This window comes from Streptomyces sp. ISL-96, assembly GCF_018614035.1.
In the GTDB taxonomy this organism is placed as follows: Bacteria; Actinomycetota; Actinomycetes; order Streptomycetales; family Streptomycetaceae; genus Streptomyces.
The window spans coordinates 37,969-57,517 of record NZ_JAGGPA010000064.1 but is presented as its reverse complement, the minus strand read 5'-3'; the positions used below and the strand labels follow the sequence as shown (position 1 = coordinate 57,517).

19 protein-coding genes and 1 pseudogene are annotated in these 19,549 nt (G+C 67.7%); 12 read left to right on the top strand and 8 right to left on the bottom strand.

Annotated elements, in window-relative coordinates; genetic code table 11:
- Positions 1 to 174: 174 nt before the first annotated feature.
- The 3 genes from J7E96_RS31495 (at position 175) to J7E96_RS31485 (ending at position 2,957) form a co-directional block, all read left to right on the top strand.
- Positions 175 to 711 (top strand): Clp protease N-terminal domain-containing protein, encoded by a 537-nt coding sequence (locus tag J7E96_RS31495; RefSeq protein ID WP_215136369.1) that lies wholly within the window; start codon positions 175 to 177, stop codon positions 709 to 711.
- A gap of 40 nt (positions 712 to 751) precedes the next feature.
- Positions 752 to 1,783, top strand: coding sequence for a DMT family transporter (locus J7E96_RS31490; protein ID WP_215136367.1), 1,032 nt, complete (start codon positions 752 to 754; stop codon positions 1,781 to 1,783).
- Positions 1,784 to 1,949: 166 nt separating this feature from the next.
- A complete protein-coding gene (locus J7E96_RS31485; RefSeq protein WP_308296229.1) occupies positions 1,950 to 2,957 on the top strand; it encodes an EamA family transporter in 1,008 nt (335 codons plus the stop codon).
- Positions 2,958 to 3,002: 45 nt separating this feature from the next.
- On the opposite strand, the gene J7E96_RS31480 is transcribed toward J7E96_RS31485, so the two are convergent.
- On the bottom strand, positions 3,003 to 3,668 hold the full coding sequence (locus tag J7E96_RS31480) for a pyridoxamine 5'-phosphate oxidase family protein (RefSeq protein ID WP_251070713.1): 666 nt from the start codon (positions 3,666 to 3,668) through the stop codon (positions 3,003 to 3,005).
- A gap of 35 nt (positions 3,669 to 3,703) precedes the next feature.
- Here J7E96_RS31480 and J7E96_RS31475 point away from each other — a divergent pair, with 35 nt between their 5' ends.
- Positions 3,704 to 5,038: an aminotransferase class I/II-fold pyridoxal phosphate-dependent enzyme gene (locus tag J7E96_RS31475; protein ID WP_215136363.1), complete on the top strand. Its 1,335-nt coding sequence runs from the start codon at positions 3,704 to 3,706 to the stop codon at positions 5,036 to 5,038.
- A 61-nt stretch (positions 5,039 to 5,099) separates the two neighbouring features.
- Here the strand turns inward: J7E96_RS31475 and J7E96_RS31470 are convergent, their stop codons facing one another.
- The gene (locus J7E96_RS31470) at positions 5,100 to 6,077 is read right to left on the bottom strand and encodes a DMT family transporter (RefSeq protein WP_215136360.1); all 978 of its coding nucleotides are present in this window, start codon (positions 6,075 to 6,077) and stop codon (positions 5,100 to 5,102) included.
- Positions 6,078 to 6,151: 74 nt separating this feature from the next.
- On the opposite strand from J7E96_RS31470, the gene J7E96_RS31465 reads away from it, so the two are divergent.
- Positions 6,152 to 7,057, top strand: coding sequence for a LysR family transcriptional regulator (locus tag J7E96_RS31465; protein WP_215136358.1), 906 nt, complete (start codon positions 6,152 to 6,154; stop codon positions 7,055 to 7,057).
- A 41-nt stretch (positions 7,058 to 7,098) separates the two neighbouring features.
- Here J7E96_RS31465 and J7E96_RS31460 read toward each other — a convergent pair whose 3' ends face one another.
- Positions 7,099 to 7,566 (bottom strand): pyridoxamine 5'-phosphate oxidase family protein, encoded by a 468-nt coding sequence (locus tag J7E96_RS31460; protein ID WP_215136357.1) that lies wholly within the window; start codon positions 7,564 to 7,566, stop codon positions 7,099 to 7,101.
- Between the two features lie 126 nt (positions 7,567 to 7,692).
- Here J7E96_RS31460 and J7E96_RS31455 point away from each other — a divergent pair, with 126 nt between their 5' ends.
- Positions 7,693 to 8,343: an isochorismatase family protein gene (locus tag J7E96_RS31455; protein ID WP_215136355.1), complete on the top strand. Its 651-nt coding sequence runs from the start codon at positions 7,693 to 7,695 to the stop codon at positions 8,341 to 8,343.
- On the opposite strand, the gene J7E96_RS31450 is transcribed toward J7E96_RS31455, so the two are convergent.
- The 3 genes from J7E96_RS31450 to eno form a co-directional block, all read right to left on the bottom strand.
- Entirely contained in the window at positions 8,330 to 8,800 is a 471-nt protein-coding gene (locus J7E96_RS31450; protein ID WP_215136353.1) for a Rieske (2Fe-2S) protein, read from the bottom strand. The two genes, J7E96_RS31455 and J7E96_RS31450, sit on opposite strands and share 14 nt — an antisense overlap.
- Positions 8,801 to 8,860: 60 nt before the next feature.
- A complete protein-coding gene (locus J7E96_RS31445; protein WP_215136351.1) occupies positions 8,861 to 10,981 on the bottom strand; it encodes a prolyl oligopeptidase family serine peptidase in 2,121 nt (706 codons plus the stop codon).
- Positions 10,982 to 11,787: 806 nt separating this feature from the next.
- A complete protein-coding gene (gene eno / locus J7E96_RS31440) occupies positions 11,788 to 13,071 on the bottom strand; it encodes a phosphopyruvate hydratase (RefSeq protein WP_215136415.1) in 1,284 nt (427 codons plus the stop codon).
- A 1,485-nt stretch (positions 13,072 to 14,556) separates the two neighbouring features.
- On the opposite strand from eno, the gene J7E96_RS31435 reads away from it, so the two are divergent.
- Positions 14,557 to 15,819: an ATP-grasp domain-containing protein gene (locus J7E96_RS31435; protein ID WP_251070711.1), complete on the top strand. Its 1,263-nt coding sequence runs from the start codon at positions 14,557 to 14,559 to the stop codon at positions 15,817 to 15,819.
- 275 nt (positions 15,820 to 16,094) lie between these two features.
- On the opposite strand, the gene J7E96_RS31430 is transcribed toward J7E96_RS31435, so the two are convergent.
- Both J7E96_RS31430 and J7E96_RS38310 read right to left on the bottom strand, forming a co-directional pair.
- Positions 16,095 to 16,337, bottom strand: a complete 243-nt coding sequence (locus tag J7E96_RS31430) for a hypothetical protein (RefSeq protein ID WP_215136348.1) — start codon at positions 16,335 to 16,337, stop codon at positions 16,095 to 16,097.
- Between the two features lie 139 nt (positions 16,338 to 16,476).
- Complete coding sequence (locus J7E96_RS38310; protein ID WP_285439538.1) at positions 16,477 to 16,605, bottom strand: hypothetical protein; 129 nt, start codon at positions 16,603 to 16,605, stop codon at positions 16,477 to 16,479.
- Between the two features lie 5 nt (positions 16,606 to 16,610).
- Between J7E96_RS38310 and J7E96_RS31425 the strand changes: the two genes are divergently transcribed.
- The 5 genes and pseudogenes from J7E96_RS31425 (at position 16,611) to J7E96_RS31410 (ending at position 19,538) form a co-directional block, all read left to right on the top strand.
- Positions 16,611 to 17,195, top strand: coding sequence for a DinB family protein (locus J7E96_RS31425; protein WP_215136346.1), 585 nt, complete (start codon positions 16,611 to 16,613; stop codon positions 17,193 to 17,195).
- A 33-nt stretch (positions 17,196 to 17,228) separates the two neighbouring features.
- Positions 17,229 to 17,852, top strand: a pseudogene (locus J7E96_RS38945) (IS5 family transposase); the annotation flags it as partial.
- Complete coding sequence (locus J7E96_RS38940) at positions 17,827 to 18,048, top strand: transposase (protein WP_374196739.1); 222 nt, start codon at positions 17,827 to 17,829, stop codon at positions 18,046 to 18,048. The pseudogene J7E96_RS38945 and the gene J7E96_RS38940, both read left to right, overlap by 26 nt.
- Complete coding sequence (locus tag J7E96_RS38935; RefSeq protein ID WP_215136345.1) at positions 18,045 to 18,605, top strand: MFS transporter; 561 nt, start codon at positions 18,045 to 18,047, stop codon at positions 18,603 to 18,605. The genes J7E96_RS38940 and J7E96_RS38935 overlap by 4 nt, the downstream gene beginning before the upstream one ends.
- Before the next feature lie 642 nt (positions 18,606 to 19,247).
- On the top strand, positions 19,248 to 19,538 hold the full coding sequence (locus tag J7E96_RS31410; protein ID WP_251070710.1) for a hypothetical protein: 291 nt from the start codon (positions 19,248 to 19,250) through the stop codon (positions 19,536 to 19,538).
- Positions 19,539 to 19,549 lie beyond the last annotated feature (11 nt).

Genomic DNA, 19,549 nt, shown 5'->3' with positions numbered 1-19,549 from the left:
TCGGCTGCGTGTCGCGGAACGTAGCCGGGCGGGGCGGAACATTCAATACTGATGAACTGTCAGGTCTCATCCGTAAGGAGGAGACCGGGGGTGTGGTTGCCCAACTTCGGTGGGATGCGCGAATGCTCCCCGGCGGGGATGTTCCCGGCGACGGCGACTGATGAGGTGGGAGGTGTGCAAAGCCGTACGCCGCGGGTTCCCCACCAGCTCGCTCCCCACTGTGGAGACATCGATGCCAGGCTCACCGCCGAGCTCGCCTCGGTGGTCGCGGGCGCGCGCAGGCGGGCGCTGCGGGACGGTGACCGGCAGATCGACACCGCGCATCTGCTGCACTCGGTGATCGAGACCGACCCCGAAGTCAGGGCCGCGTTCGACGGCGGTCCGCCGCAGACCGCCCGGGTGCTCGGCTACCTCGTGCAACGCAGCATCGGTTACGGGCTGCGCTGGCAGGGCGCCGTGGAGGATTCCGCCGCGGCGCCCGTGGTGCGGGACTGGGCGGGCGTGGCGGGCTGGTCGCCCGCCGCTGTCACGGCCATGGAGGGCGCCCTGGAGCGCGCCGCAGCGCGCGGCGACCAGCGCGCCCGCGGGCTCGACCTGCTCGCCGTACTCGCCTCGGACGCCGAGTGCCGGGCGGTTGAAGTGCTCCGTCGGGCCGGTGTGGACGCGGAACTGCTGGCGGGGCGCCTCTTCGAAGAATCTCGTCAGGCGTGACCGGGGTGACGCTCCTGACCTCACCTGGCATGATGTCCCGATGCACGCGTCTCAGGGGAAGAGCGCCGGCCTGGGACTTGCCCTGGTATCGGCATTCGCATTCGGTGGTTCAGGTGTCGCGGCCAAGCCGCTGATCGAGGCGGGGCTCGACCCGCTGCACGTGGTGTGGCTACGGGTGGCGGGCGCCGCTCTCGTCATGCTGCCGGTGGCCTGGCGCCACCGCGACCTGCTGCTGCGCAAGCCCGCCCTGCTCGCCGGTTTCGGCCTGCTCGCGGTCGCCGGTGTGCAGGCCTTCTACTTCGCCTCGCTGTCCCGGATCCCGGTCGGCGTCGCGCTGCTCATTGAATATCTCGCCCCGGCGCTGGTGCTCGGCTGGGTCCGGTTCGTGCAGCGCAGGCCGGTGACGCGCGCCGCCGCGGTCGGTGTCGTACTGGCCGTCGGTGGCCTGGCTTGCGTGGTCGAGGTATGGGCAGGGCTGAGTTTCGACGCTCTCGGGCTGCTGTTCGCGCTCGGGGCGGCCTGTTGCCAGGTCGGTTACTTCGTGCTCTCCGACCAGGGCAGTACGGGCGAGGACGCGGCCGATCCGCTGGGTGTCATCGCGTACGGACTGCTCATCGGCGCCGCGGTGCTGACCGTGGTGGCACGCCCCTGGGGCATGGACTGGTCACTGCTCGCGGGGCGCGCGGAGTTGGGCGGGACGGACGTGCCGGCCGCGCTGCTGCTCGGGTGGATCGTGCTGATCGCCACTGTCGTCGCGTACGTCACGGGTGTGGTGTCTGTGCGCAGACTGTCGCCTCAGGTGGCTGGTGTGGTGGCCTGCCTGGAGGCGGTCATCGCGACCGTACTGGCGTGGGTGCTGCTGCGGGAGCACCTGTCCGCGCCGCAGATCATCGGCGGGGCCGTGGTGCTCGTCGGTGCCTTCATCGCGCAGTCGTCGGCGCCGAAGGCTCCGGGCGGGCCGGTCGCGGGTGGGTCCGCGAGTGTGGCGGGTGCGGGTGCGGGTGCGGGTGCCGGTGTGAGTGCCGATGCGGCTGGGGAAACGGAGTTGTCCGCCGGGCGGACCGCGCCGTAGGGTGACGATCATGCGTATGACTGTGCTTCCGCCTCCCGCCGCGTAACGCGGGCGGCATTGCCGAAGACGAAGACCGGGCTCGGGCAGTCCCCGAGCGGTTCGTCGCTGCCCGCGTGCGGAGTCGAGCGACCACCTGTCCCGTCCCGTCTTCACGCGGAGAAGTCACGTGTCGAAATCTTCCTGTCCTTCTTCAGGGCTGCCCGTCTCAGCGCTGCCCGTCTCAGGTCTGCCTGTTGGGCGTGGCCTGATTTATCTCATCGTCGCCGGAACTGCCTGGGGTACCGCCGGAGCGGTCGCCTCGCTCACCTTCCTGGCCAGCGATCTGGGGCCGCTCGCCCTGTCCTTCTGGCGCTGTGCCGGTGGGCTGGTGCTGCTCGTGGCCGCGCGTGCGGTGCACCGGCGCCGGGTTGTCGCGGCGGTTGTCGCGCCGGTCGAGCCGCGTAGGCGGAGGCTGATGCGCGTTCTTGTCACCGGGCTGGGGCTCACCGTCTTCCAGAGCGCGTACTTCGCGGCCGTGCAGGCCACCGGGCTCGCCGTCGGGACCGTCGTCACCATGGGCGCGGGGCCGGTGCTGATCGCGCTGGGTGCGCGGCTGACCATGGGGGAGCGGCTGGGGCGCGCCGGGGTGCTCACCGTGGTCGGTGCGGTCGTCGGGCTCGCCGTGATGGTGCTGGGCAGCGGGGATGCGTCGGTGCGGCCCGCCGGTGTCTTTTTCGCGTTGCTGTCAGCGGGTGGGTACGCGGCGATGACGTTGCTGACGCGGCGGCTCGGGCGGGACGGGGGCGGTGCCGATCCGTTCCATACGACCGCGTGGGCGTTCGCCGTCTGCTCGCTGTGCCTGCTGCCGTTCGCCGCCGCCGAGGGGCTGCTGCCGCACACCGCCGATCCGGTGCGGGTGGCGTGGCTGCTGGTGTATATGGCCACGGTGCCGACGGCGCTTGCGTACGCCCTCTACTTCGCCGGGGCGGCGGTCGTCCGGTCCGCGACCGTGTCGGTGATTACGTTGCTCGAACCGGTGAGCGCGGCCTTCATCGCGGTGGTGCTGCTGGGTGAGCGGCTGGCGGTGGCCACCGTGGTGGGGACGCTGTTGCTCCTCGCGGCGGTGGCGGGGCTCGCGGTCGCGGAGGCCAGGACGGCGGCGTTGGGGCGCAGGGCGGAGGCGGTTCTCGCGTAGCGGGGGGCGGCGCCCCGTACCCCGGTCCGCAAACGCCCGACGGGCTCAGAGCGTGGCGAGGTAGTCGGGGAGCGTGATGGCCGGGTCCAGGCCGGCTGCCGGGATCGGGGCGCCGTAGCCGCGCGTCAGGGGGACCACGCCCGTCCAGTGCGGGAGGGAGGCGTCCTCGGGCTCGTCGTTGGGGCCGCCGGTGCGTACCTTCGCGGAGACCTCCTCCAGGTCAAGGCGGATCACGGCGGTCGCCGCGAGCTCCTTGGTGTTGGCCGGGCGCGAGTCGTACGAGCGGCCGGGGACCACGTGATCGACCAGCGCGTCGAGGGCGGTGCGGCGCTCTTCCTCGTCGATGACCTCGTGCGCGATGCCGTGGACCACTACGGAGCGGTAGTTGATGGAGTGGTGGAAGGCGGAGCGGGCCAGGACGAGGCCGTCGACGTGCGTGACCGTCAGGCAGACCGCGAGGCCGGGGTCTGCCTGGCCGGCCATGCGCAGGGGGCGGGAACCTGTGGAGCCGTGCACGTAGAGGCGCTCGCCGACGCGGCCGTAGAGGGTCGGCAGGACCACGGGCGCGCCGTCGCGTACGAAGCCGAGATGGCAGACGTACCCCTCGTCGAGTATCGCGTGCACCTGCTCGCGGTCGTACGACGCGCGTTCCCGGGAGCGGGTGGGGACCGTGCGCTCGGAAGGCGCGTAGGAGGAGGTGGTGTCTGTCATTGGAATCTCCATTGTATTAGTGCATAGTTGGCTTTGTGCTAGGAGATTATCGGATCAGTGGGCGGCGCGCATCTGAGATCGCCGCGAGTGTGGAGCGTGCGGTCGGTTCCGGAGAGCTGGAACCGGGACAGCTGCTGCCGCCCATGAGGGAGTTGGCGGGGCAGCTGGGGGTCAATCCGAATACGGTCGCGGCCGCGTACCGCACCCTGCGGGAACGCGGGGTGATCGAGACCTCGGGGCGCCGAGGCAGCCGGGTGCGTCCTCGGCCGGCCAGTACGGCACGGGATTTGATCAGGGTCGACGTACCGCCCGGCGTACGCGACTTGAGCCAGGGCAATCCTGATCCCGCGCTGCTGCCGCTGCTGCATGACGCGTTCGCGGCCGCGGCACGGCACAACGCGCGGCGGCCGGGGCTGTACGGACAGGAGCCCGTGGACCAGGACTTCGCGCGCCTCGCGCGGGCCGCGTTCGAAGCGGACGGGGTGCCGGGCGGGCCTGTCGCCGTCACCTCCGGATCGCTCGACGCGATCGAGCGCGTACTGGCCGCGCACCTGAAGCCGGGCGACACGGTCGCGGTCGAGGACCCGGGGTGGAGCAGCCTGCTCGATCTGATTCCCGCGCTCGGGCTGAGCGCCGTACCCGTCGCGCTCGACGACGACGGGCCGCTGCCCGGTGAGGTCGAACGGGCCCTTCGTGGCGGGGCGCGGGCGCTCGTGGTCACCGACCGGGCGCAGAACCCGACCGGTGCGGTGGTGAGCGCCGCGCGGGCGGAGGAGCTGCGCCGGGTTCTGGGGGCGTATCCGGGTGTGCTGCTGATTGAGGACGATCACGGGCACGCCATCGTCGACCTGCCCGTGCATCCGCTCGCGGGCGTGACGGACCACTGGGTGTTCGTACGGTCCGTCGCGAAGGCGTACGGCCCTGATCTGCGGCTCGCCATGATGACCGGCGACCCGGTCACGGTGGACCGGGTGCTGGGGCGGCAGCGGCTCGGGCCGGGGTGGGTCAGCCGGCTGTTGCAGCGGGCGGTTGTCGATCTGTGGGAAGCGGGGGCCGTGGACGTACGCGCCGTCTCGCGTGAGTATGGCGAGCGGCGGGACGCGCTGCTGCGGGCACTGGCGGAACGGGGGGTGGAGGCGCACGGGCGCAGTGGGCTCAATGTGTGGGTGCCGGTGGCGGACGAGACGGGGGTGGTGGCGCGGCTGCTGCACTCGGGGTGGGCCGTCGCGCCGGGGGCGCGGTTCCGGATGGCGGCGCCGCCGGGTGTCCGGGTGACCGTTTCGGCGATCGCGCCGGCCGACGTCGGGCCGCTGGCCGACACCATTGCCGCGGCGGCGGGGCCGGCGCCGGGTGGGCGGCGCCATGGGTGAGGGAGTCCTGCGGAGCTCTTTCCCCACCCCGCCCCGGTGGGTGGGGGTGCGGCTTTACGGTTCAGTTGCTGCCTCGGGGGCGGCTCTGGGTCAGGGCCGCGCCCGCCAGGACGATGAGAGCGCCCACCGGGGTGTTCCAGCTCAGGTGTTCACCCAGCAGGGTCACGCCCGCGACTGTGGCGATGACCGGGATGAAGTACGTGACCATCTGCGCCGTGGTGGGGCCGACCTCCGCCACCAGGTCGTACTGCAGGAGCATGGCCAAGCCGGTGCCGAGTGCGCCGAGCGCCACCACCGCGAGCAGCGGCACGACCGGGAACGAGTCCGGCATGGTGGTGAACAGCGGGGTAACCACGGCGAGTTGGACCGTACCCAGGAGAAGCTGCGCGCCCGTCATGGAAAGGGCCGAGTTGCCGCTGCCCGCGAGCGTACGGCGCAGGTAGATCCAGCCGATCGGGTAGCTGAGGGCGGCCAGCAGCGCCATCGCCGTACCGCCGAAGTCCAGGCCGGAGAAGCCCTGCCACGCTCCCAGCACGGTCAGTACGCCGATGAAGCCGAGGCCGAGTCCCGCGACGCGGCGGCGGGTCGGGCGGTCCTCGGAGAAGGCGACCACCGAGAGCACCATGCCCCACAGCGGCGAGGTGGCGTTGCAGATGCCGGCGAGCGTTGAGGGGATCGTCAGCTCGGAGTAGGCGAAGAGCGAGAACGGCAGGGCGTTGAGGAAGAACGCGGCGACGGCGAGATGGCCCCACGTGCGGGCGCCGCGCGGCAGCCCCACCCGCTTCACCGCCATCGCGGCGACCAGGACGGCCGTACCGAAGAGCAGTCGCCCGAGGGTCACTTGGAAGGGTGCGTACGCCTGGGTGCCGACCTTGATGAGCAGGAAACTGAAGCCCCAGATGAGCGCGAGCACCGCGAACCGGATGCGCCAGTCCAGGGCCGGGCGGCGGACGGGCTGGGGAGGGGGAGGATCGCCGGCGACAGTGGCGGGGGCGGGGGCGGCGGGCGGTGCGGCGCGGGGTGTGGACGTCGAGCTCATGGTGGTTACCCTGGCCCGCTCAACCTCGTAGCACAAGCGAGATTTTGTGGAGCGGATCGCTTAGCATCGCTTACATGTTGAATTTGGAGCGCCTGCGTACGCTCGACGCCCTCGCCCGGCACGGCTCCGTCAGCGGCGCCGCCGAGGGACTGCATGTGACGACCTCCGCCGTTTCGCAGCAGATGGCCAAACTGGAGCGCGAGGTCGGCCAGCCCCTGCTCGCCAAGAACGGCCGCGGCGTCCGCCTCACCGACGCGGGACGGCTGCTCGCCGACCACGCCGCGCGCATCCTCTCCCAGGTCGAGCTCGCCCAGTCCGACATCGAGGCACAGAGCGGCCGGGCCGTCGGAGACCTCGCGGTTGCCGCCTTCCCCACGGCCGCGCGCGGTCTGCTGCCGTCGGCCCTTGCCGCACTTCGTGTCGAGCATCCGCAACTGCGCGTGCAGATGCGGGAGATGGAGCCCGCCGATTCGGTACGCGGAGTCGTGCGGGGCGACTTCGATCTCGCCGTCGTACTCGACTGGTACAACAGGCCGCTCCCCCTGCCGGAGGGGCTCGCCAAGCAGGAGCTGCTCCACGATCCCGCCGATGTCGCCATGCATGTCGACCATCCGCTCGCGGGCCGCACCACCGTGGATCTGGAGGAGTTCGCCGACGACGACTGGGTCACCTGGGCGGAGGGGGAGTTCTGTCACGAGTGGCTGATGTTCACGCTGCGCGGCAAGGGTGTCGAGCCCCGGATCGCACATGTCGCCGAGGAGCAGGCCACCCAGCTCGCGCTCATCGCCGAAGGGCTCGGGGTGTGCGTGGCGCCACGGCTGGGGCGAGGTCCTGTGCCGGAGCGGGTGCGCGTCGTACCGGTGCGGCATGCGATGCGGCGGCACGTGTACGCCGTCTGGCGCGCCGACGCGGACCGGCGGCCTTCCATCCGCGCGGCGGTCGACGCGCTGGGCGCGGCAGGCGCGGCCGTCGTCGGCTGAGGGCCGGTCCGGGTGGCCCGGATGGGGCTCGGGCCCCGGGCTCAGGCGCCGCCGAGTTTGCGGAAGTCCCAGGACGTCATCGCGTCGGGCGTCAGGCGCAGCCAGGCGTGCCGCCCGTCGTGCGGCATCCGCGTCATGCCGAAGTACTTCTGGGGGAACAGCCGCTCCGGTACGTCCAGTTCGGGGCACGGCTCGCCCGTGCGCGGGGCCTCGCCCACGAAGGCGGCGGTGCCGGACAGCTCGATGCCGCGCAGTTCGCCGTACTCCACGCCGTCGTCCACGAGCACGGCGAGCCGGGCGTCCTTGCGCAGCTGCGCCCAGCGGCGGCTGCGCGTGATCGAGTACAGCCAGAGCGAAGCGCCGTCCCAGACGAACCACAGGGCGCCGACGTGCGGGGTGCCGTCCGCCGAGACCGTCGCTACGCGGCAGGTGCGCTGCTCGGTGAGGAAGGCGTCCCGCTCGGCGTCCGTCATCATGATGCGGCGGCCTCTGCGCTGAATGGCGGTCATGGGCGTCCGTCCCCTCCATGGGTGCATGGCCTTTGCGGTTTCTGACTCAGTGTCAGAAATCATGGGGTCTCTTCCCTCATCGCGCAATGGCCGTTAACCTCGCGCGCTCAGAGCCGAGGAGGAGCCTTGCCGTCGTACGAACAGCTCGTGGAGCAGCTCGATCCGGCGACCACCGTGCTGCTCACCGTGGAATGCCAGCAGGGTGTCGTCGGCCCGGACAGCGCACTTCCCGAACTCGCCGGAGAGGCCCGTTCCTCGGGGGCTCTGGTACGCGTCGCGCGGCTGGTCGCCGGCGCGCACGAGGCCGGGGTGCAGGTGCTGCACGCGGTGGCGGAACGGCGTCCCGACGGGCGCGGCGCCGGCCACAACGCACGGCTGTTCCGCGCCGCCGCACGGCTGCCCGTACAGCAGCTCACGGGAACGACCGCGGTGCACGTCGCGGAACCGATCGAAGTCGCGGAGGAAGACCTCGTCGTACGGCGGCTGCACGGCCTCTCGCCGCTCTCCGGTACGGACGTTCCCGCACTGCTGCGCAACCTCGGGTGCCGCAGTCTGATCATCACGGGTGTCTCGGCCAATGTGGCGATTCCCAACGCCGTCTTCGACGCGGTCAACCTCGGCCACACGGCCGTCGTGCCCTCGGACGCCATCGCGGGAGTGCCTTCCGACTACACCCCCGCGATGATCCGCAATACGCTCGCTCTTGTCGCCACGATCACCACGACCGACGCGGTTCTCGCCTGCTGGAAGCGCCCCCGGCGGGTCAGGCAAGGGTGATCGAGTCGCCCTCGACCTTGATCGCGGCGGCCGGGAGCGGCGCTTTCGCCGGGCCGCCCTTCACGCTGCCGTCCGTCGCGTCGAACATGCTCCCGTGGCAGGGGCAGTTGATCATCCCGTTCGCCACGTCCTTGACCGCGCAGCCCTGGTGGGTGCACTTCGACGAGAACGCCTTGAACTGCCCCGCCGTGGGCTGGGTGACGACCAGCCCCTTGTCGGCGAAGACCTTGCCGCCGCCCTCGGGGATGTCGGCCGTCTTGGCCAGTACCGCGCCCGCGCCTGCCCCGCTGCCGCCCGCCCCGCTGCCGCCCGCGGGCTTCTCGACAGTGGTGCCGGCCGGGCTGTCACTGTCCGATCCACCGCAGGCCGTCAGCGCGGCGGCGACCCCGGCCGCACCCACCGCGGCGACGACCGTACGGCGGCCGAACAGCCGCCCTGTCTCCTGAGATCCCGTCATGCGGCACTCCTCTTCGACGACTGGCTACGTGATGTTGTACGCGGGAGCGGGCCCCGGTGTTCAGCACCCGAGCGATTTCTTCAGGAAGTCGAGTTCCAGCAGCAACAGGGAGTCCGCCACGCCTTCCTGGGTAACGAGGTGACTCGCTCCCGGGAGCGGCAGGACGCTGTGCGGCCGCCCCGCCGCGAGCAGCGCCGCCGAGAAGCGCAGCATGTGGGCCGGCACCACGTTGTCGTCCGCCGTGCCGTGCACCAGCATCAGCGGCCGGGTCAGCTTGTGGGCGTGCTCGACGAGGGAGCAGCGCTCGTAGTTCTCCGGAAATACGTCGGGGTGGCCGAGGTAGCGTTCCTTCCAGTGCGTGTCGTAGAGCCGCAGATCGGTGGGTGCCGCGCCCGCGACAGCGGCGTGGAAGACGTCGGGGCGGTGCAGCACGGCGGCGGCCGCCAGATAGCCGCCGAAGGACCAGCCACGGATCCCGACCCGCCCCAGGTCCAGGTCGGCGCAGTACGTGGCCGCCGCGTGCAGCGCGTCAACCTGGTCTTCGAGTACGGGCGTCAGCTGATCGCCGTGGATGCTCTTCTCCCACTCCACGCCGCGCCCCGGCGTACCGCGCCCGTCCGTCATCAGTACGGCGAAACCCTGCTCCGCCCACCACTGACCCACTGCCGTCCACCATGCCCGGGCCTTCACCACCAGTTGGATCCCGGGACCGGCGTACGGGCTGAGCAGGACCGGGAGGCTGCCCGTCCCCGGCTCGTGCCACGACGGGAGGAAGAGCAGGCTGCGCAGCTCGCGCTCGCCGAGGGAGAGGCGCACCGGCCGTGGCGTGACGAGCGGTTCCTCGGCGCGTACGGTGATGTGCCCGGCGGGCTTGCCGTCGCGCAGCACGGTCACGGTGTGCCCGTCGGGTGTCATGCTGTCGAGTACGAGCGTGTCACCGCCGACGGCGGCCGTGTGGACACCGGGCCCCTCACTCAGCCGGACGAAACCCGAGTCCGGTTCGTACGACCAGACATGGACCTCCGTCGGCTCGTCGCTCGCGGTGAACAGGATCCGCTCGCCCAGGGTGCACAGCACTTCGCGAACGTTCAGTCCGGGCGGTGTGACGGCTCCGTGCCGGGCCGTCCTCAGGCCGCGGACGTCACTGCCCGGCGGTACGACCGCAAGGACGGGTGAACCGGTGGACGTGCGTGTGGGCGCTCCGGGAACGAACTCCAGCCATGCGGCGTCGCCCTGGTGGTGCAGCAGCGAGGTCTCACCCGTCACGGGGTCGATGTCCATCAGGTACGCCGTGCGCTGGTCCCTCGTCTGCACGTTCATGGCCGGTCCCGTGGAGTCCCACCAGGCCGTGACGAGATATTCGAAGGCCCGGTCCGTCCACCGGTCCTGCGCGTGGAGTTCCGCGTCGGCCTCGGCGGGCACCCGCACCGCTACCCGCTCGCCGTCAACTCGTACGAGGTGCATCGTAGTTTCGGCATTGGCTGTTCCGGCGGACGGATACGGGAACGACCGGGGTGCGTTCCCGGGATGTGCCGGATCGCCGATGTACCGGCGCTGCACCATCGACGTGTCCACGCGCGCGACGAGCAGGGCTTCGCTGTCCGGCGACCACCAGTAGCCGCGCATCCGGTCGAGCGATTCCGCCGCCACATGGTCCGCGAGTCCGTACGTCACGTCGGCGTTCTCGGGAACGGCGAGCGGCCGGTCCCCGGTGCGGTCGGTTCGCACGACGCGCAGGGCGCCGCCGGTGACGTACGCGACGAGCGTTCCGTCGGGGGACGGCCGCGGGTCGACCACCGGGCCCGCCGTGGGGATACGGTGCGGGGCGGCTCCGTCCCCGGCCCCGTCCGTCCGTACGGTCCAGAGTTCGCCTCCCAAGGCGTACGCCACCACGCGGGCCTCCCCGTCACTCGCGTAGGCCACCACCCCGCAGGACGTCTCACGGGCCCGCTCCCGCCGGATCCGCTCGGCCTCGGGAACGTCACCGGCGCCCTCGGGCCCGGCGAGTATCCGCTCGCTCCCGTCCTCGTACAACCAGAGTCTGCTGACCGGGTCGTCGCCCGCGTCCGACCGTACGAACAGGACCCGTTGGCCGTCGGGCGAGACAGTGAACCGCCGGGGGATCCCGAGTGAGAAGCGGCGCGTACGGGCGAACTGGCGAGGAAAACCCTGGGCGTCCATGCGGGCACTCTAGGCCCGGACTTCGCAGGTCGCCGAAAAGGTTCGCCGCAGCGGCCTCCCAGCGTCCGATCTCGACCGGGCCGGACCGGGACAGCTATCGCCGCTACGCTTCCGATCGGCGAGCGATCGGCTACGACCGCTTGATCTTCACGATCGGGTGACCTGCGAAGTCCGGGTCTAGGGGCGCGATATCTGATCGATGAGCAGCTGATGGTGCTCCTTGCCCAACGGCTCCGCCCCTGGTTATTCACGCGCCCCACCAGCAGGGTGTGGCCCCGGACGTCAAGGAAAAACAGACCGGCATGCCGGGGTAGCCCCCATCTGGTCTATCGATTCGGCGTGATCGGATACGGAATCGCGCGACGGGTGCGGAGGCGCACCCTGTGCCCGTGAAGGGGATACCGGTGTCACCGATGGATGCGGTATCCAGAAGCAGGCGGGGTTGAGTGCCGAACGTCAGGAACTTTGGGAACGGCTGCTTCCGCGGCTGAGCGAGGCACAGTTCGGGCAGCTCGAACGGGAGCTCGGCAAGGGCCCGGCCGCGCACGGGCTGGGGGGGACCAGCGCCGGACCCTGGGCCGGATCAGGACCATGATCGGCCGGCGCTTCCACCTGAACTGCATCGTCCAGGGTCTGATCACGCACCGGTCATACCGCTTCACGCCGAAGCCGATGGGTATGCGGGCGAGCTACAGACTGCGTTCTCGCACTGCAGTGATACAGCCGGCGGGTCAGCATCCGCATAGCGTTCTTCACGCGAAAGCGCGCCGGACCCTTCGAAGGGCCCGGCGCATTGCTGAGCAGATTCAGGAACGGACGTACAACGCCGACCGGCCCGCATACAGAGCTTGCGCGCCCAGCTCCTCCTCGATGCGGATGAGCTGGTTGTACTTGGCCGTGCGGTCCGAACGGGACAACGAGCCAGTCTTGATCTGGCCACAGCCTGTGGCGACCGCCAGATCCGCGATGGTGGTGTCCTCGGTCTCGCCGGAACGGTGCGACATGACGACCGTGTAGCCGGCCTTGTGTGCGGTGTCCACCGTGGTGAGGGTCTCGGTGAGCGAACCGATCTGGTTCACCTTCACCAGGATCGAGTTGGCGATACCGTCCCGGATGCCGTCGTTGAGCCGGTCGACATTGGTGCAGAACACATCGTCGCCGGTGAGCTGGCACTTGTCGCCCAGCACCTGCATCAGCAGCTTCCAGCCCTCGAAGTCATCCTCCGCCATGGCGTCTTCGATCGACGCGATCGGGTATCGAGAGACCAGGTCCGAGAGGTACTGCGCGTGCTCCTCGATCGACCGCTTCTTGCCCTCGCCCGCGTAGTCGTAGACCCCGTCCCTGAAGAACTCGGACGTAGCCGGGTCCATGACCAGGGAGATCTCCTCACCTGGCGTGTACCCGGACTTCTCGATGGCATCCACGACGAACTGCAGCGCCTCGTCGGAGGTACGGAGGTTGGGAGCGAAGCCGCCTTCATCGCCCACACCGGTGCTGTGACCGGCATCCGACAGCGCCTTGCGCAGGTTGTGGAAGACCTCGGACCCCATGCGCACGGCCTCGAAGAAGTTCTCCGCTCCGATCGGCGCGATCATGAACTCCTGGAAGTCCAGGGCGTTGTTTGCGTGTGCACCACCGTTGATGATGTTCATCATCGGTACGGGCAGCAGTCGGGCGCTCGACCCTCCGACGTAGCGGTACAGCGGTACGCGGTGCGCCGCAGCTGCGGCTTTCACCGTAGCCAGTGAGACACCGAGAATCGCGTTGGCTCCCAGCTTCCCCTTGTTGGGCGTGCCGTCGAGCGAAATCATCACCTCGTCAACCAGCGCCTGGTTCTCCGCTTCGACTCCCACCAAGGAGTCCGCTATGACGCTGTTAACCGCTTCAACCGCCGTGCGAACGCCCTTGCCGTGGAAGCGCGAAGCATCACCGTCACGGAGTTCGACGGCTTCGTTGGCGCCCGTCGACGCACCGGAGGGAACCGCGGCACGGCCCAACGACCCGTCCTCCAGGAGGACATCCACCTCGACGGTCGGGTTGCCCCTGCTGTCCAAGACTTCGCGTCCGACAACTCGGGTAATCGCAGTCATCATGCTCCTTCATTGCTGATCGGCACCATGGAGCCGTCGGTACGTCCAGATTTCTCGGACATATCGTCTAGTTCATCCATGAAAGCCATGTCCGTTGACTCGGACGTTGACATCTTCCCATGGCGCCGGCTCTGTCCCGCCAGCCCTTTAGAGCCCACAAACCGCTATCTCATACTCTGGACAACAGAGATGAGTTGGGTATGAGCACAGTTTCACCTCCGCAGCGGTTACCGATCCGCGCTCGTACCGGTAATCGGAGTCGGCCAGACAGTTCTCTCCTCAGGCCATCACCACAAGCTCACCGATTCGGTGTCGAGTGGGGGAACTCTGCGGGAACAGCTGGTAGCGCCTTTACGGGGAATCTAGCAGGCGACGCACTTCGGCGTCGGGGTCGTCGGAGTGACCCGTGGTCGGCGTGGACTACGACCGCAGCACCACCGCTGAGCGCGGCAGCCGATGTTGTGGCGGTCGGTCAGGAGTGGTTTTCCTGCTCAAGTGCCGAGTGGGACCTGACAAGTTCGCCCACTTGGAAGACCTGGACCATGGTCGGGACGACCGTCGAGGGCGACCAGTGAGCCAGCACTGACGGCGTGTGGACTGCCGTTCCGCCAGACCGAGTTGCGAATGTAGGGCATCGGCCGCTCAACCCGGGGCTTGTCCTTCGGCTTCAAAGCGCGGGCCGGTCCACCAACACGCCGTAATGGACGGCAAGTTCGGGATACACCTTGTTGATTTTCGGGTCGTAGAGTCGGGCCTTTCGACCCCGGTCCTCAGGGTGTCCGGGACCAAGCGGCGCGGGGCGCCGCCGAAACAGCGGAAGGCCGCGCGGTCGATCTCTGCCCAGGTAACCCGCCGCGGCCGGGAGTTGACGGGCTCCGGGAACCAGCCTCTGATCAGCTTGTTCCAGTCGGCCTCACTCATCGGCGGGCCCGCCCGGGATGATCCCGGCCGCCTAACGATGTGGCCAGCTCGCTCGCTTCGATCGCGAACGCCGTTGCGCCCATGGCCAGTTGGTGGAATCCAGGATGGAAACTTACTTGGTGCTCAAACTACCCCAGACAGGGCTTACTTGGCACACCCCATCCCCAACGCCCGGTCCCCACCCCCACGTTCAGCTAGCGGGACGTGTGGTTAGATTGCGATCGCTCGGGGGAGCCGCTGAAAGCGGAGCAGGGGGTAAGGGTTTTGATTGTGTGTCATCGGGGCTGCACACAGGTCGGCAACGTCCGACAGTTGGTCACATCGAGTTTCTCAACCTTCTGCCTCGGCTGTGGGCTGCCAGAGGTATCGGAAGGCTCTTCGGCCTGGAGCCCGTTCGCGTTACGCCCGAGATCCTGAGCGACCCGATCAGTCCAATGGAGTTCTGTGGACTCCGAGGACACCGGGATTGGATGGACCATCGCAGGCTCTATGCGCGACAGTCAGGCGCAACTCGGCGTGGGAGTGACCACTAGCGTGCCACGCAATGCATGGAAGAAGTAAAGAATGACCATTCTTGTACTCCACAAATCGAACGCGAGCCGCCGCAGGCACCTGGCACGAGCTGCAGAGTATGCAAAAGAAAACGGGGAACGGCTTTTGCTTTTAGTGAAGGATCCCACCTGGGAGAACGAATTTGCGGACGTTGTTCTGTCGGTGGACACCTCAGATATCAAGGCCACGGTTGCCGCAGTCCGCGACCTTGCTGCGTCCGAGCCGGAACCGATTCGAGCCGTCGCGGCGTTCGTCGGACACAGCGTGCCGGCTGCAGCGGCGGTGGCATCCGAGCTGGGATTGCCATTCATAAGTGAGCATGCAGCACATACTGTGCGTGACAAGTATGCGATGCGTCGAGCATTTGACTCAGAGAACATCCCTCAGCCCGTTTATGGTCTGGCTCGGACAGTCGAAGAGGCATTGACGCAATCTGCACGTATCGGTTTCCCTCTTGTGATGAAACCACTCGTTGACAACGACACCGGGTACTTGCGCCGAGTGGATGACATCGATGAGCTCACCGAGCATTTCGCTACCATTCAACGTGGTGCGTGGGCCGGAATTGAACACAATCCGCTCTATGAGTGGGCTATAAATGAATATGATTACGCGATCATTCTGGAGCAGTATTTGCCAGGGGCGGAAATCAGTGTCGAGTCGATCGTCGTGGATGGTCAGGCGCATGTAATCGCCATCCATGACAAGCCGCTCCCCGCGACCGGCCCCTACTTCGCAGATGTGCACTACACGACCCCTAGCCGGCTTCCGGTAGAAGTGCAGCAGCGTGTCATCGAGCTTGTCGCCGCAGCCCACCGAGCTATCGGTATGGAGATGGGCGCAACCCACACAGAATTCCGGATCCAGGAGGACGGCACTCCCAAGATCCTGGAGACGGCGGCGCGTATCGGGGGCGGGCCGGTCTACCAGTCGGTCCTGCTGAGTACCGGCGTCGACCTGGTCACCGCGGTACTGGACATAGCTTCTGGCCGGAAACCAGATCTCAGCCCCCGACCTGAGCCCACCCCGACTGGATTCTATCTGTTCTTTGCGGAGAGAGCCGGGCGGATCAGCGCGATTACCGGGGTGCAAGAAGCTGCTCTTAACCCCCATGTGCATGAGCTCTCTCTTTATCGCAAGGTCGGGGACACAGTCGACGTTCCCCCGCATGTCTGGCAGTCACTTGGTCATGTCATTTTCACTGCCGACAGTAGCGACGGGCTTGTTCGGACTTTCAACGAACTTGTGAAATCAATCAATCTCGAACTCGAATAAATATTTTCGACGAAGGTCAGAACGTACAGCCTGAGGAGCTACCTGTGAGTATCCGGACCGAACTGGCACCGTACCTGCGGGGCTACGAGGAAAAATTCACAAGCAAGGGTGAGATACGTTGGCTTCCGCATCTTCTGTATTTCCATCCACAATCCCATCGATCGGAAGTGGTGAACACTGATTCCGTAGGTTTTCGGTATGCCACGGACGGAGATCGCAGTTATTCAGTAGCTGACCATGGATCGGCCGATTCAGTACGATTGCTGGCGGGTAGTTCAACGGTTTTCGGCATAGGGGCCAGTTCTGATGCCTGGACTCTCCCTTCGAGACTGAATGTCCACGATGAACGGGATCAAACCTGGCTCAACTTCGGCGGCCGCAGCTTCAATTCCACACAGGAGCTGTTGTTGCTCACCCTGTATCGACACCTGCTCCCAAAAGTGGATGAGATCGTACTGTTCTCCGGATTCAATAACCTGAGTTTGGCGCGAATGCCGCAGGCCAGAGACGAAGACCACGGCACATTTTTCCAATACAATATGTACAAGGAAATGTTCGCACGGCAGGGTGAATCAAAGGCCAGCTCTCCAGTATGGAACCTGCTGCGCAGGAAACAGAAATCGGCTGCGCCGGTTCCGCCCAGCATAAGAGGTTGTCTCACGTGGCAGGTTTCGCGAGCTTCTTGTAGCAGCTCAGGGCGGGGGCCATGGCCAGGCCTCGGCTCTGCCGGTCGTTGCGGTCCACGTACGGGATCTTGAGGCCACGAGCAGCCCATGGCAGGCTCATGCCGCATGATCGATGAATTCGCAAAAGACAACCTGCACGGGAGACTGCGGCGGGACCGCAAGGCGCTGCTCTGGAAACTCGACGGCCTATCCGAATACGACGCCCGCCGACCTTTGACAGCGACCGGGACCAACCTCCTCGGCCTGGTCAAACACGTGGCCAGCGTCGAGGCCAGGTACTTCGGCGAGGTCTTCGACCGCCCTTCCCCGGAACCGCTGCCCCGATGGCAGGACCACGACGGCAGCGATCTGTGGGCGACCGAGGACGAGACGCGCGATCAGATCATCGAGTCCTACCGGCGCACGTGGGCACACTCGGACGCGACGATCAACGAGCTTCCCCTTGACGCCCCCGGCCACGTGCCGTGGTGGCCGGAGCCTTATCCCAACACCAACCTGTTCGCCATCATGGTCCATGTCCTCAGCGAGTCCATCCGGCATGCCGGGCACGCTGACATCCTGCGCGAGGGCCTCGACGGCCGGACCGGGCTGCGCGCCGAACACGAGCAGCGGATCGACGAGGAAGCCCGTGCCGCCTACTGCACGAAGATCGAGCAGGCCGCCAGATCGGCCGCATCAGTCAAGGCTTAGAGGCTGCCCCACGTGACTTGATGTTCGAGCGGCATGATGCCGGCCGTGGGTGCTGATCTGTCGAAGTGTCTGGTTCCTGATGAACTCTGGGAGCTGGTCGCCCCGTTACTGCCGTCGTTCGCGGCTCGACCGCAAGGTGGTGGGACCGCTCCGCGTGACGAGCGGGCCGTGTTCACCGCAGTGGTGTACGTGCTGACCAGCGGCTGCGCCTGGCGGCATCTGCCGCCGACGTTCGGCACGTCCTCCGCCACCGCGCATCGCCGCTTCACGGTATGGACCGAGGTCGGCCTGTGGCGTCGGCTGCATCGGGCGGTGCTGGACGAACTCGGGGCCCGGGGCGAGGTGGACTGGACCTCGGCGATCGTCGACGCGGCCTCCGTTCGCGCCAAACAGGGGGGATCGCTCACGGGGCCGAACCCGGTCGATCGCGGCAAGAAGGGCAGCAAGCTGCACGTGCTGTCCGATGCCCAGGGCGTCCCGCTCGCCGTCGCCGTGTCCGGCGCGAACATGCATGACAGTCTCGCCCTCAAGCCGCTCGTCCTAGGCATCCCCGCCGTCCGGTCCCGCCGGGGACCACGGCGGCGCCGACCCGTCAAACTCCGCGCGGACAAGGCCCAAACACCTCAGCTGGCTGCGCGAGCGAGGGCTCGTCGCGCGCATCGCGCGGCCAGGCATCGAGTCCGGCGAACGCCTCGGTCGGCACCGCTGGAAGATCGAGCGGTCGATCGCTTGGCTCTTCGGCTACCGCCGCCTGACCGTCCGATACGAACGAAAGGGCTCGCACTTCCTCGCCTTTCTCGGCCTGGCCGCTGCCCTGACCTGCTACAAGAAGCTTGCGAAACTTGCCACGTGAGACGCCCTCTAATCGCCTTCGGGTTCTGCTACATCCAACTCGAATACGCGCTCCCTGTGTTCACAGGCAGCGTGCAGAGCCCGTCCCTCGTCGGCGTCCTGTTCACCATCAACGCCATTGCCGTGGTGCTGCTCCAGGTGCCCCTGAACCAGTCCACCAGCAGAATCAGGAGCTCGGCGCTGGTCATCTCCGGCGCGCTCCTACTGATGGCGACCAGCTTCGCGGCCGCCTCTCTGGGGTCGGTGGCCGGCTTGATTGTGTGCGTTCTGCTGTTCTCCGCCGCAGAGGTACTGATCGACCCCCGTATCGACAGCGAGATCGCCAACACGGTCCCCGCACACCGGCGCGGCATGGCCTTCGGCTTCGTCGGCACAGCAATCGCCGGAGGAGGAGCCTGCGCCAACGGCCTGGCCGCTGGGCTGGCCTCCGACCAGGGCGCCCCGGGGCAGCAGTTCTGGCTGCTCCTGGTCGCGGTGAGCGTCGGCTTCGCCGCCATCGTCTATTTCACCTCATTGGCCATGCGACCGGGGCTGGTGGCGAGTTCGAAGAGAGCCTGAGCGCTGGTCCGCCGCCTCAGCAGGCTCCGGGTGCGGACGCCTGTGACGCGGGCGAGTAGGTCGGTCTGTGCTTGGCCCGGCAGACGCTGTGTGCGCCGGCCTCGTGCCAGGACGCCTCCAGGAGCCCAGCCCGCGCTCGCCGCGCCCGGCATCATCCCGGCGCGTTCGGGCACTCCTCGCCGGCTGTCACACTCAGTTACTATGCTCACTTCATGCGTGACAGCCGGCTGATCGTGGCCGGGTCTCCCGTGCGAGCATTCTTGGAGTTGGCCGTGGTTTATAAGGCTAAAGAGTCGGGTGGCCTGGGAAAATGCTGACAGAAGTGACTGCGACTCGCTATGTCACGCCCTTGCGTGAGGGCGGCTCGTTGCCGGGGATTGTCGAGGCCGACGATCTCGGTACTTACGTCATGAAGTTCTCTGCCTGGTGGCGCTGACCTGCGGATTTGTGATTCTACGGGCCCCTGACCTGCGTGGATGCGTCTTTCAGTGTCTTTCAGATTCGTGCTGCGTTATGCAGCCGATTCTCCCCACGCGCTCCCCAAGCCTTCGAATACTCCCCAGATTCTCCCCAGAGGTGCCAGTGCCGCGAGCACTGTGACATGGGGAGGGCGGTTCTTCCTGTGGCTGTACGACCAGCACGTTGAGTGATCACGGCGCGCCGCTGACCGTGCCGAACTGGCAGCCGGGGATGATGTCGGATGTGCTGCCGTCGGTGTACCGCGACATCGTGGAGGTGGTGGCGGATGCTCCGGGGCCGGTCCGTGCCAAGCAGATCGTGCCGAGGATCGGGCTGCCGGCCGAGACGGGGAAGATCGAGGGCACCCGGTCGAAGCTGAAGCGCCTGGTCGAGCGGGGCTGGCTGGAGGAGGACACCCCCGGCATGTTCACCCCGGCCCGCCAATGGACGGCTGCTTCGCCCAACTCCCGCTGACAGCAGGGCTC